Annotated in this window: 9 protein-coding genes; all 9 read right to left on the bottom strand. The window is 56.7% G+C overall.

Annotation, left to right across the window (positions count from 1 at the left end; genetic code table 11):
- Positions 1-321: 321 nt before the first annotated feature.
- The 9 genes from ACYQ6M_RS15540 to ACYQ6M_RS15500 all read right to left on the bottom strand — a co-directional run bounded on the left by ACYQ6M_RS15540 (position 322) and on the right by ACYQ6M_RS15500 (position 12478).
- Positions 322-2181: a TniQ family protein gene (locus ACYQ6M_RS15540; protein ID WP_460074554.1), complete on the bottom strand. Its 1860-nt coding sequence runs from the start codon at positions 2179-2181 to the stop codon at positions 322-324.
- Between the two features lie 2 nt (positions 2182-2183).
- Positions 2184-3278 carry an ATP-binding protein gene (locus tag ACYQ6M_RS15535; RefSeq protein ID WP_460074552.1) on the bottom strand — a complete coding sequence of 365 codons (1095 nt, stop codon included), beginning with the start codon at positions 3276-3278 and terminating at the stop codon, positions 2184-2186.
- Position 3279: 1 nt separating this feature from the next.
- A complete protein-coding gene (locus ACYQ6M_RS15530) occupies positions 3280-5463 on the bottom strand; it encodes a Mu transposase C-terminal domain-containing protein (RefSeq protein WP_460074550.1) in 2184 nt (727 codons plus the stop codon).
- A gap of 70 nt (positions 5464-5533) precedes the next feature.
- Positions 5534-6148, bottom strand: coding sequence for a hypothetical protein (locus ACYQ6M_RS15525; protein ID WP_460074548.1), 615 nt, complete (start codon positions 6146-6148; stop codon positions 5534-5536).
- Between the two features lie 228 nt (positions 6149-6376).
- The gene (locus ACYQ6M_RS15520) at positions 6377-7000 is read right to left on the bottom strand and encodes a hypothetical protein (protein WP_460074546.1); all 624 of its coding nucleotides are present in this window, start codon (positions 6998-7000) and stop codon (positions 6377-6379) included.
- An 18-nt stretch (positions 7001-7018) separates the two neighbouring features.
- On the bottom strand, positions 7019-7693 hold the full coding sequence (locus tag ACYQ6M_RS15515; RefSeq protein ID WP_460074544.1) for a TnsA endonuclease N-terminal domain-containing protein: 675 nt from the start codon (positions 7691-7693) through the stop codon (positions 7019-7021).
- A gap of 590 nt (positions 7694-8283) precedes the next feature.
- Positions 8284-10263, bottom strand: coding sequence for an AAA family ATPase (locus ACYQ6M_RS15510; protein ID WP_460074543.1), 1980 nt, complete (start codon positions 10261-10263; stop codon positions 8284-8286).
- 1304 nt (positions 10264-11567) lie between these two features.
- Positions 11568-11807 carry a hypothetical protein gene (locus ACYQ6M_RS15505; RefSeq protein WP_460074542.1) on the bottom strand — a complete coding sequence of 80 codons (240 nt, stop codon included), beginning with the start codon at positions 11805-11807 and terminating at the stop codon, positions 11568-11570.
- 113 nt (positions 11808-11920) lie between these two features.
- Positions 11921-12478, bottom strand: a complete 558-nt coding sequence (locus ACYQ6M_RS15500) for a hypothetical protein (RefSeq protein WP_460074541.1) — start codon at positions 12476-12478, stop codon at positions 11921-11923.
- Positions 12479-12501: the final 23 nt, after the last annotated feature.

Raw genomic sequence — 12501 nt, 5'->3', positions numbered from 1 at the left:
GCGCCGGGAGCCGCGCTGTGGCCGGTGGGAACCGGCCTGGGCGAACTCCCGGCTAAGCTTTGTGTGCGATCGAATTCAGACTTCCGGCCGGTGTCGGCTGTACGTGAATGCATAGTATGGCTCGCGGGGAATATAAGCTATTGAAATTCAAGGTCTTTATTCTCAATTTTGGCTCAGTCCTTCCCGGATTTTGGCCAAAGCCGTACTCAAATGCATGAATAATCTGGCTCAATAGAAGCCTAAGTCCTTGAAGTCCGGACGGCAGGCACAAAAAAGCCTCCCGGAATGGGAGGCGTTATCGACGATCGCGGGTCTGCCGGTTCAAGGCGTCGGAATTAGATCCGGATCGGCTGACCGAACCCGGTCCAACGCATAGAAGGTTGCCGGGATCTGGTCCTTGGGAAAGGCGGGCGTGACGCCCAAACCATCAAGGCGTTTCATCATGGTCTGGAGATGAGCCCCTGATCTGCGGGCGAGGGAACTGGCGGTCTCGAACTTGTCCATGAAGGCGGTCAGGACGTCTCGCTTCACGATGGTCTGCGGGCAGCGGTTGATCGGGTTGACCGCGATTTCAGCATCAAGGTGATTGTGCGCGATGAGCGCCTTGATCACCTGCGTCGTGGTCTTCAGCTTCTGCTCGACTTCGCGAAGGGAGTAACCGCCGTGGTCCTCCCGACGGACAAGTGACTTCACCTCTTCCGGATCAACGAGTACGGCAAGAAAGCCAGTCAGGTCCGGATCTGTTCGGATCGTGCCCAGGCGATTGTCCAGGATCAGTTGCACGACTTCCAGTGTGGAGCAGTTCGCCATCTTCGCTGCACGCAGGATCGGTTCCAAGGACTTCTCTTCACCCGTTACTGGCGCTGCTCCACCAGCCAACGCTGCCAGGAATTCGTCGAGATCGCGTTTTGCGAAGGCATGGTTCTTGAAGACATCTGTTCCTCCTTGGAGCCAAGGCTTCAGAATTCCTGCCTCGAACAGTCGCCGGTCAACAGGACGAGGCGCGTTGATGTAGGCCTGGGCCTGCTTGAGGGACATGCTCTCTTCGATCCGGTCCAGATAGAACTTGGCGTCGTCGGCACGGAACAGGGTTCGTTCGTTTGACAGGGCAATCTGTTCGTCAGCAATCAGCCCGACCGCCTGGAGAACCTTTCGAAGCCGCTTTGGATGGGCTCCGGTTTCAAGGTGGGCGGAGTGAATGGAATGAAGGACCCGTTTTGTCGGTCGTTTGCCGAAAATCTCGTCGTCAGGTCCCATGGGCAACGTATTGAAAGCATGCTCGGTGATGATCTCGCGGAGAGCGTCGTAAGCGGTGTCGCCGGTCTCATGCGCCAACCATTCATAGAGACGCCCATAGATCTGCTTGGGGCCCCACGCGTGTCGCGTTTGCATGAATGCCCGCTGCATGTCGTTGAGGTGCGCCCGGATGCTCTCGGGGCCATGTGCGGCAATCTCAAAGCCGGCCTGGCCAGCGTCGTACCATTGGTCCTCCGACAGGGTTTCCGCCATCACCTGGGCGCCATGGATCTTGGTGGCTCCGATGATTTCACAGGCCCGAGCGGCAGCATAGACGGGGAGGGACGAGAGCCAGAACTTGGACGGTTGGTCTTTGATACGGCTCAGGACATAGGTCTCGAAGTCCGACGGCACCCGGTCACGTGCCTCGGCAACATGCCCGTCGATGTCCTCCGCAAAGGGTCGAATAAGCCGCGAGAAGTCGTGCAGCATCTGAGGGGTATCCTCGGTCGCTGCCACGATCAGAGGCGTATTGTGTTTCGGGCAAGTTCGGACCGATGCAATCATCCAGGACCAGCGGCCATATGGCCGAACCCTCTCATGGTCAGCGCTGCACTCCAGATCTGCCTTGATGCAGTGAGGACAGACGCGAACCGTCGAGCGGCGAAGCGAAGCCCTGGGAAGGGGTTCGGCGTTCATCTTGAAAGAACGGTCGCCGGTGCGCTCAAGGATTGCGCACGGCAAACGTCCGTTCTCGAAGCCGACAAGCTCGGCGAACTCGCCAACCTCATTCGGGTCGCCATCGCAAAGGGACTGGAAGTTCAGGCCCATGTCTAGGCAGAAGTCACGGGCACGGCGAGATGCCATGGCGGCGACGCGCGACACGAAGCTCGTGAGGGTTTCATCCGGGTGACAGGTGGGGATGTAGAAGGGATCGAGTTTCATGCTTAAGCCCCCCGGACGACCTTGCGACTCCGCTTCTTCGGCTTCGGTTCTTCCTCAACTTCCTCCTCGGGAAAAAGGGTGTTGCGGACGTCAACGTTCTGCCACTCGACGCCGTCGGCGAAGACATTGTGCTCCGGGCGGCAACCGGTCTTGGCCTCATAGGCCCGCTCGAAATCACCCATGAGGGGGTTCTTCCTCCCTTCTTGAAGGGTCAGGAAAAGGGCTTCCTGCACGACTTCGATAAGGTACCCCAGGCGACCTTCGGTGCCATGGAGGAGACGGCTGGCGAGTTCCGGAATTGGAAGGCCGTCGAGGGACAACTCCGCTTTGTGACTGAAATTGCCGAGAACGTTTCGAATTTCCTTCAGGTCTTCCTTGCGGGCTGTCAACTGGTCGAGGCGAACAAAGGTGCTGCGGCGGCGCAGTTGGAAATCACTCTCGATGACGTGAGCGAGTTTGGGCATGCCGGACAGGATCATCCAAATTGGCCAATCAGCGTGCTGCATCACCCCCTTAAGGGTGTCGCAGACCTTGAGTGCCTCGGTAGGGTTATTCAGCTGAGTCAGATGCTGCAATTCGTCAAGGTGCAGGAAGCGGATCTTGCGCAGGGCGAGCTGCTCTCTGACCACGCGCCAGACGACGTTTTCCCGAAAGTCGCGGTCAACCGGATAGCCCAGACTAATCAGGATCTCGATGCCTAGCTGTTTGAGATTGCAGGGAGAGGGAGCCCGGACAGAGACGACAAAGGTCTTGTCCGATCGGACGGTCATCCCGAGGTTGGCAAAGGCGCGCTCCAGAGAGCTGGACTTCCCTGTTCCAGACTCTCCAACGACGACGACTGCCCTGCCTTCGTTCAGCCGCCCGACGCGGCTGAGGCCCAACTGCGTCTCAACGGTATTGTAGTCGTCGAAGTCGTCAAGCAGCGTGTTTAGGCGGTCGTACAGAATATCATCGCAGGGGTGAGGATAGTAGCTGTGCTTCAGCTTGACTTCGCGGGCCGCAACTTCCGGATTGCGCTTTCGTCGGCGGCGCCGTCCCTCCCGTCGTACCGGCAATTCAGCTGCGGCGGGTTCGTTGTGGTGGGTTTCAGTCTGCATCTCAGTCCTCCAGAACATATTCGAAGCCATCGTCATCATCGTCGTCGCCCAGGAACGGCATGGTATCCCTGACCAGCGACGCGGTGGTCTCACCGAAAGCTTCCGGATCGCTCGCCACTCCGACGTCATCGGGTTCATCGAGGCCCAGGATGTCGCCGTCGAACGCCTCATCGACCCGCACCCGGTCGTCAGAGAAATGGGCTTCGAGATGGGCGAGGTTGGTGGCTGTGAAGACCGGTGATGCGATGCCGCGGCGGGCGCGCGATTCATCTGCAAGACGACGAAGATCTGCGAGTGCCTTACTGGCGATCGGGGCAGAGCGGGCGGCTTCTTCGCCGTACCTTGCCAGCATGCGCTGCCGGTTTTCGACATGCGCTTCCAGAGAAACTCCATGCATCTCCAGCGTGGTGCACGGAACTTTGAGCCAGCCCTTGGGCGTCTCGACCGAGATGTGTCCGAGGTCGTCCGGATCGAAGCGAACCCTCAACTTCTTCCGAAGGCGAAACTCCCGTCGAACGCTTTGAAGCTCCGTGGACTGGTACTTGTTGCGGTAGAGCTGAATACCTTCACTGGAGAGGTCGCGTTCAACGGTGCCCCCGAAACAGGCACGCATTTCATCTTCGCTGGGGGACAAGGGCACGCCGACCTTGTTTTTGAGTGCAAGCCAGGCTTCTCGCGGTGTTTGAGTGCCCAGGCCTTCATGGCGAGTGTTGTGGTAGACGTCGACCACCCACCGGACGAGTGCCCGGCCGAGTTCTTCGATCGTCAGTGAGGCGCGTGCTTCTGCCTCGTAGTCTCCTTTCTCCACGACATTGGTGAAGGTCCGGCCTTCAAAGAGCGAAATGACTCCGGAGTGGAAGCTGCTGAACACACGCTCGATGGAGCCGCGTAGGTAAGGCGCGCCAGCAACGGCGTAGTCGACAGCGATCCCGGCATCGATCGCTGCGGTGCTGAATGCACCGGCGACATAGGCCGGGCCGTTGTCCACGCGGACCATTTGGATCCGACCAGCCATATCCCAGGGGTGGTCGCAACCGGCGACCTTCGCGATATCGCTCTTGTCGGTCATTGCCATCTTCAAAGTCGCGATGGCGAGATCAGTAGTCGCCGTACGAGCCAGCTGCATCGCCAGGATGCACTTGGTTCGAACATCGATGGCCGCCGAGAGCTGCATGCGCCCGACTTCCTCATCCAATTGCTTCTTTGCAGTGATGCCCAGCCCTTCCCAGACGGGATTGCCCTGGAGCAGGGTTTGAAGCGAGACCTGCCACTCGTCCATCTCGACGAGCTGCAAGGGCCACTCCGGGTCATGCTTGCCTTGAATGTATGCGTACTTCTTCTTAGCAAACGACACACCACGCCGGCCGGCATCGACGTGATAGGGCGCCAGCTTGCGAATTTCCGCACGCATTGCCGCTTTGCTCGGCAGCGGCAGCGCTGGCAGCCCTTTTTCGGCACGCACTTCGTTCAAATCGTTGAAATGTTCGACAAATTCGCGATAGACCTTCTCCATGGTCGGCTTCAGAAGGCTGGCATATTCGCAAGCACCATTGCGCAGAAGCGCCCGGACGTCCGGATGAAGGCGATCCGCCCGGTTGCCGCACTTGTGCTTCAAGGGACAGAGCGCCATCACATTGAAGTTGGCGGCTTCGTACTTCTGAAGCCACCGGCGGACGGTGCTGGGACGCGGGATCTTGAAGGTTCCACCCGTCTGCTGGCTGCTGAACCGCGTTCCCGGAGCATGCAGTGCAAGCCGGGTGCCCCACTTGCCGTGAAGGATCGCAATCGCTTGCTCCAGCGCGGCGTCACTGCGCGACGCCTCACCGGCAGCTTCCATCTTGAGGAATTCATCGCAGATGAACTGGCGGAAATGAACGAGTTCCGCGACTTCCGGCTTCAGGTCGGAAAGCCTGACGTTGGGACCGATCTTGAGAGCCTGCATGGAGAGGTCAAATGCGCCTCGTTCCTCAGTGAGGAGCCCCTGCGCGACAAGGTCGTTCAGTTCAACGTACGTGAACCTTTCGTGGACGTCCGGGTTGTCGACACGCCGCAGAACGCAGAACGTCTCATCGGAGAGAGCTTCGGTATACGAAACTCCCTTGATGATGATTTCGGAATGGGGGGAGAAACGGATCCGCGAGGGGGAAGTGGAGGAGATGGTCTGGTTCGTGTTGAGGTCTGACATGTTCAAATTCCTTTCCTTGTTAGGTTGCGTTGCAGATTGATTGGCTGGGGAGCTATTGAGGGAACGCGCGTCACCGGCTCCAGATGATGCGCTTGTGTTGCGTTGGGCAGAGCGCCATGGCCTTGAAGTCACCGGCTTCGTACGTGCGGAGCCATGACCGGACGGTTCTAGATTTCGGGCAATCGAAGACGTCGATCGGCTGCGAAGAACCGGAGCGGATGTGAGAACTGTCCCGTTCTGAAATGTGGCGCAGCCAGTCGGTGTAGATGTGGCTAACCGCGACCTCCATGGAGGCATCGCATCGAGAGGCCAGGCCATTAAGTTCCAGGGCAAGAAACTGGTCGCAGAAGTATCTCTGGAACACCACGCGATCAGCAATTTCGTCTTCGAGATGCCAAAGCTGGATTTCGTGATCGTGTTGGAGGCCAAGCTCGATGGAGGACAACGCTTCTCGGTCCTGGACCAAAAGGCCCTGCGCAATCAGATCCTGGAGTTCAGCGTTGGTGAACCTCGCGTAGACGCGAGGGCGGTCCACACGTCGCAGCACGCAGGTAGTTTCGTCCGATGACACCACGACGTATGGGAGCCCGTCGATCGAGATCTTTGTTTCGGTATCGAGCGGGTGCAGAGCATCGGATCCGGTAGCCGCATCTGCGTTCTGGTCGTTGTCGGTGAGTTCGGTCATGATCAATTTCCTTCTCAGTTTGGCTGCCTTGAAATTTCGAGTTCGGTGTTGTCGTTGAAGAGGCCTCGGGTGACCGGCTTCGGCTTCTGCACGTCGAGGAAGTTCAGAACAGCGTTGAAACCGGGTGCTTCGCGTGCGAGGCACTCCGGTCACGGCACTCCTCTAATTCGAGGGCCGTGACCGGGCTGGTGGTGTTGTCGGTTTGGGAGGCTTGCGAGATCAGGAAACCTATCGCAAAGCGGCAGCGCTTCTCGCGATGTTTGCGAAACAATGCGCGATAATGCGCTCCATTCCGTTCAGGTCGGCCGGCTCGTATCGCTCAAGCCAACTACGGACGAGACGCGGTTTGGGGTGTCCAAATCTCTCGACGCTATTGGGATAGCCGAACTTGGCCCCGGGAGAGTTCTCAGAGTAATTCTCAACCCACTCGGCGCAAAGCGCAGCGATCGTGTTCTCCAATGTCGCGTCACTACAAGTCGAGTGAGCGTCAATACCCATCTTCCGGAGATTTCCGCAGATGAACTGGCGAATTCCGACCATCTCGACGGCTTGGTGCGTCAGGTACGGAGCATCGCGACTAAGATCGACTTCCACGTCATACGCATAAGGTGCAAGTTCGCCGCGTGCCTCGAAGAGGATCCTCCAGGCGACATATGCCTGGAGTTCCGAGTTCAAGCGCCTCTCGACATCAAGCGGGTTGTCAACGCGGGCAAGCACGCAGCCGTGTCTGTCCCATGTGACTGCCGTGTACTCAACGCCGCAGATGTCGATTTTCGAATCTGCTTTGACACAGATCGGGTATTCCGGAGACGGGGTCGGCTCGTTCTGAAGTTCGGTGCTATTCTCGGTCATGTTCAAATTCCTTTCTTGTTAGGCTGCTTTGCAGATTTCGAGTTCGGTGTTGTCGTTGATCCGACCACGGGTCACCGGCTTGAGCTCCTGGGAGTCGATGAGGTTGAGGACCGCGTTAAAACCGGCCGCCTGGCTGTCGAAGAGAGCGACCAGAGAGGCGAACCGGAACACCCCGTGCATCGAGGCAAGGTGCCGGCGCAGTTCTTCGATGGTCTCTTCGTCCCAGAGATTTCGCGCCCGCAGGATCAGCTCGGCATTCCGGACAAGATCGCGAGAAATCTCGCGATCGGTGCGGACAATGAACTTGTCCGCATAGGCCGGATGCTGCTGCTTGATGAGGCGATGAACCTCATCGATCCCGCTCTTCTTTCGGCGGTTGAGGGGCTTGACGTCGCAGGCAACCGTTTGACCATCGTTGAGATGGATCAGAAGGTCGAACGTGTGCTTGCGAGGCTTCCCGTCGGCGTCGACATAAGGCACCGGCTTGGGCTGTTCCTGAAACTGCATCACATCCGGGTGCGCCAGCAGGATCGTCTGAAGGTCCCTTTCAAGGGTACTTTCGTATCCAGCCCAGCGATGGCAGGTCTGGTTCAGGAGAAATCCGCGGGACGAAGCCGTGGATTTCAGAGCGACTTTGCGCGAAGCGAGCGAGGGGCGGGGTGACTTCGTGTATTTCGAATTGTCGTTTGACATGGTGGTTTTCCTTTGTGCTTGGATCTGACGTGACTGTTCACGGCAGATATTCGGCAGGCGGAACCACCGGCATCGATGTTGCCCGGACGGGCAGACGAGCGGATACGGTTCAATGCATTCCACATGGCAAAGTTCTCCTGTTCCCGCGCGGCGGCGGGTTCGAAATTCAATCGCTTGAGGGGAGAGCTGCTGTGCCGGTTAAAACGACAAAGAAGGGAATTCGTTTCCCGACATCAGCAACGGATGCTGTTCGACACGACCGAGGAGGTCACGAAGAGACAGCGCTAGGTAATCCACTGCAACGGATGTCATACCTCAGACATCGCGCAAGCAGTCGGTTACCCAACTCAAGCGTTGTGTATCGGGAGATCTTGTGCGGCTTCGCGGAGAGCCGAATTGTTCTGCATGAAAGTCATGGTCGGCTACCTCCTTTATCCTGCCAGACTGAGCTGGTGGGTGAAGCCGAAGTCGAAACACGCATCGCAACCTATTTGCGACCGGCATTTCGGAGGCAAACCTACTACCAGGGTTTTTCGCATTTGGGGAGCCCAGCCGGAGAGCGAACCGGGGTTAACGATAACAAGCTGCATTTAGGTTCTCGCCAATTTTATGGTTGTTGAATCTACGGATGGCGGAATCTCTGAGTTTTTAGCCAGATGCTCTGCAAGTTGGCGTCGATCAAGCTTCGCTGATTCTTGTAGATCTTTTGCGATCGCTAGCAGGGTTGGCTTGTTCAATTTCAAGATTTCACGTGCGCGGCGCATCTGAGTTTTCAAGACCAGATCGCATTCTCTGGAGAATTTCTCATCGGACCGGACCATTCTTTGAAGGATGGGCTCGGTGACGTCGGCCCTGAAAACCAACCCGCCAGACAGGCCAGAACAGGCCACAAGCCGGGCTGCAAGCATCGTTGCCTGCTCAAGATCCGAACCGGTCACCAGCCCTGAACCGTCAGACGGCTCATCGAAGAAAAGATCTTCCGCGGCGTGTCCGGCCAAGAGCACAGCGATACGGTTGAGATAGTCGCTGCGAACCTTGAAACCCGAGTTGGAGGAGGGGAGGACGGTTTGTCCCCCGCTTTCAATCCGGATGCCATTCGCCGGCCGGACATAGTCTCGAACGGTGACCCCCGTCGCGATGATGCCCTGGATCACATACGCCGCCACAACGTGTCCGGCTTCGTGAAACGCAAACCTCTCCAGAAGTAAAGGAGGAACTTTCGTCATTTCACTGTTGAGAGTGTTGAGTACCTGTTGGGCGTCCATTGCCCTGCCTGATCGTCTCGCCGTCCTCCGGCAGTCTCTTGCAAGCCGCTCCAACTCCGCCCCTGTCCATCCCTCGGTCAAGCGTCCAATTTCGCTGAGATCCGGTTCTGGAAGTTCAGACTTCAGGTGCTGACTGAAGATTGCCTTCCTCGCTTCGTGTTCCGGCGGAAGGATTTCGATAATGCGTTCTAGGCGACCGGGCCTGAAGAAGGCGCGGTCGATCGTCTCCAGACGGTTACAGGCGGCAACGACGACGACACCGTCGCGCTTCTCGGATCCATCGATCAGCTCTAACAAGCCGGTGATCAATTGGGTCGCATATTCTGGCGCATGACGCGAAAGCGTCTCACGGTTGCCGACGGCGTCGAATTCATCGACGAATAATATTGCCGGCGCGTTTCGCCTTGCTTGGTTGAAGGCCGAGTTGAGGCCTTTCAGCATGTCGCCGAGATGTCCGAGTGCCTGGGACTTCGACAGGGAGCATTCGATGAAACTTGTGCCACAGGATTTAGCAAGGGCTTTTGCGAACACCGTCTTCCCGGTGCCTGAGATGCCAAATAGAAGAACGCCACGATCGACGTCGCGCCATGAAAGCGCACCAGACTTCCAATCCTTGAAATCCCGAGCGAGCTCGAGGCCCCAGGATTTCGCATCACCATATCCGGACATGTCTTCGAGCGGTAAAACCCCATCGTCGTCGCGTCCGTTGGAGCTGTTTGATGTTTCCGCTTCAGCCATCGCATCAAGGATGCCGAGGGCTGCCTTGAGTGGCCGGTTTCCACGAAAGGCGATCGACAGGCTGGAGATATTGTGAGCGATGAGGTCGCCTGCGATAGGATCGCTCAATTTAAATCCTCGAGAAATTAGGAGGGCGGCTTGGATATGACGCCTTGTCGGACCGACCTCGATGGTCGCTTCTACGATATTCCGGAATGAGCCGGTAATCGGATATTGCGGGGTCCCGACAACAACCAGCCGCTCATTTTCGGTCACTCTCTCCAGAAGTAGAAACCCCTCCAACTTCTCCTTGCGCCTGTACCTGGATTTTCCCCTTTGATCGAAGAAGTATTGAAATTCCGGAGCAGTGCCTCTGCCGGGACCTTCAGGGTCGAGGCTCTGAAGTTCAATCTCAAGGGCCCTTTCATAGAGTGTCGTGTCGTGGTCGTTGGGCAGTTCGACGCCGAGGATGTAAGCTGAGCGGCGTTGGAGTTCCGGACGTCGCCGGAGCGCGCGGCGAACTGCCATGCGGGCCATCAGTAGGCCCACGTCGCGTCCGGTCCCGGCAATTAAATTTGGGCGTTTCATTCGAGTGCTTTCAGACAAGGCTGTCGCGTTCGCTCCGAAGGATTTTGGAACGTCGGCTTCGGGTTTTGGGGAATTTGGGAGACTTGAAAGAAGCCAGCAGCGCCATGAACCCTGGCGGCCGGTTCCAATCTTTCCGAGTTCGGGGAGCTATGCTGGGTATTTAATCCAGCTGATCAGTAGCTTGTTTCTTCGGGGCGGATTCATCATTGATTTCGAGGGGCTTTTACCCGTTCACTCCGTCTGGCTGCCGATGATGCAAACGGACGACGTCGTCGACATGTTCGCCGAGCCTGGACAGTCCCTTGGTTGTTACCGCCCAGCGAAGATCCTGTGATACCCAAAATAATGGCTCCAAGAATGGCCCAGTTTCTGACCTCGCTATGATGCCCGGGAAGATGACGAGTGTTTTGCTCCAATCTTGAAGGGGAGGGCCAGATGTTGCCACAGCATCCGACAGGTGCGCGCCCTTTTCGAAAGCGATTATATCGCGCGCGATTTTGAAAATTGCAGATGTTTTCAGGTGTGGGACGATCAGTCCCGGAGGTGTTGAAGCATGCACGATTTGGCTCGTTGTTTTGAACGTGGGGAAGGGTTCCCGCATATGAAGGTCTGCGGGTCTGTATTGGTCGATGCTGTTGGATTGAATGCTTTGAGGGCTTACAAGGTTGAAGGATCAAAATATCAAGTAAAAAACTCAATAGTTTGACTGACAGCGTTCATACGGACCAAACAGCTACGCGATGATCTTTCCGGTAAACGCCCTTCAATTGTATTTTTGATGAATTCGAATTTATTCGGTCTCGATGTAGCGGGTCGTTATTTTTCCTGATGTCTGCGTTGATCGTTTTTTTGTTCTGGATGCATATTCTTTAACAAAGAGTGAACGAAAATTTCGGTCGGCATAGCCTCGAACATTGCGTTCGATCGAGTGGACGCTCCAGAAACTCAGATGCCCTCAGAGCAGAGTGTTGGCATTTCCGTCGATGTCGTTCGCGGAAACGAAACCTGAGTCCTTCCGACAGAGGGATTCAATCCTGCGAATTTGGATTATGAAGCGTTTTGGGCGTCTCATGAGGGTGATGACCTGTTCGCAGACCACGGGCGCGATTATGGTGTTTCTGGCGACCAAAATGGTGGGTCACCTCTTTGAAAATTTATTTTTCAGACGGGGCAAAATATCGCTTTTCAGACGTCCGTTTGGCGTTTGGTTGTTTGGAAACGCTTCTTGCGGATATGAATTGGGGTGCCTTCCAGCCGGAGGTCACTGTCGTGTTCTCATTCCTCGGCCGAGTTTTCGCGCAAAATCATCCGGAGTTATCCGATTGAACCGGAGTGCAGTCGTCGAGGCCGGCGCCGAGTTTGAGCTCGCGACGTCGGGCAAAGAAAGCCACCTCGTTCTCTCCAGGTTGCGTCATTTCCTCGGTGAATTTGTCCAGCCACTGCATCGTTTCGTTGTCGCTCTCTGCGGTGAAATTGGTCCGCAGCGCGGAGCGTGCAGGAGAGAGAGTGACTTCGGGCGTCGTCGGGGTCGGCTCATTGCTCATATGACACAAACTCCCTGGTGAAGTTGCGCGGATCCCAACGATCGTAGTTTCTTGCCTGGCGGTCTTCAACCGGGAACGGCGGTTCTACACCCAACTGGAGGAGATCGTGGATCTCAGCTCATGGGGCAGGGAGAACGAGCGATAGGCAATTCAGACTTCGACAGCAAACCGGCACTCAGAAGCTCTGGCGTGGCAAAATGCTTTCGCATAAGCCTCCAGTTCACGAGTAGTCCGCACTCGCCTTCGCTGTGTTTCATCATTTCGGTCAGGAAGTCCGCTCTGAACGCGACGCCGAAATAGACGTGTTGCTCTGCATCTTTCCACGTCGGGTCAATCACTGCGCCGCTTTCATCTACGAGCCAGGCGTGTTGAATCGGTACTGGGAACGCCGGGTCGAGCGCATATCCCTCTGAATAGAAAAGATCCCTATGAGTGCGAGCATACGCAGTGGCGTTGGAATAACATGCCTTGGCGTCCCCACGAGGTAGCCGAGACGATGCATCCTGGCTGGGGCGGAATTCAGAGCCGAATTGCTGCAAAGCTTGGCTTGGTCCGAATATCGGTTCGTCAGCGGCAAGGGCGTCGATGTAGTTTTTTAGCTGTTCGATAGCGTGTTGGTGGGCTGTCATAGGTGTGTCTGCGAAGTCCAATCTAAAAAAAGAAACCGCCATTCCTCCTAGACGTCAAGGCGCCG

The sequence above is a fragment of the Roseibium sp. ROS1 genome, from assembly GCF_054658215.1.
This window is presented reverse-complemented; position numbering and strand designations above follow the sequence as displayed.

Excerpts from the sequence above, each read along its gene's own strand:
- ACYQ6M_RS15505 (WP_460074542.1), bottom strand. The coding sequence starts at position 11,807 with ATGAGCAATGAGCCGACCCCGACGACGCCCGAAGTCACTCTCTCTCCT.
- ACYQ6M_RS15530 (WP_460074550.1), bottom strand. The coding sequence starts at position 5,463 with ATGTCAGACCTCAACACGAACCAGACCATCTCCTCCACTTCCCCCTCG.
- ACYQ6M_RS15520 (WP_460074546.1), bottom strand. The coding sequence starts at position 7,000 with ATGACCGAGAATAGCACCGAACTTCAGAACGAGCCGACCCCGTCTCCG.
- ACYQ6M_RS15510 (WP_460074543.1), bottom strand. The coding sequence starts at position 10,263 with ATGAAACGCCCAAATTTAATTGCCGGGACCGGACGCGACGTGGGCCTA.
- ACYQ6M_RS15525 (WP_460074548.1), bottom strand. The coding sequence starts at position 6,148 with ATGACCGAACTCACCGACAACGACCAGAACGCAGATGCGGCTACCGGA.
- ACYQ6M_RS15540 (WP_460074554.1), bottom strand. The coding sequence starts at position 2,181 with ATGAAACTCGATCCCTTCTACATCCCCACCTGTCACCCGGATGAAACC.
- ACYQ6M_RS15500 (WP_460074541.1), bottom strand. The coding sequence starts at position 12,478 with ATGGCGGTTTCTTTTTTTAGATTGGACTTCGCAGACACACCTATGACA.
- ACYQ6M_RS15515 (WP_460074544.1), bottom strand. The coding sequence starts at position 7,693 with ATGTCAAACGACAATTCGAAATACACGAAGTCACCCCGCCCCTCGCTC.
- ACYQ6M_RS15535 (WP_460074552.1), bottom strand. The coding sequence starts at position 3,278 with ATGCAGACTGAAACCCACCACAACGAACCCGCCGCAGCTGAATTGCCG.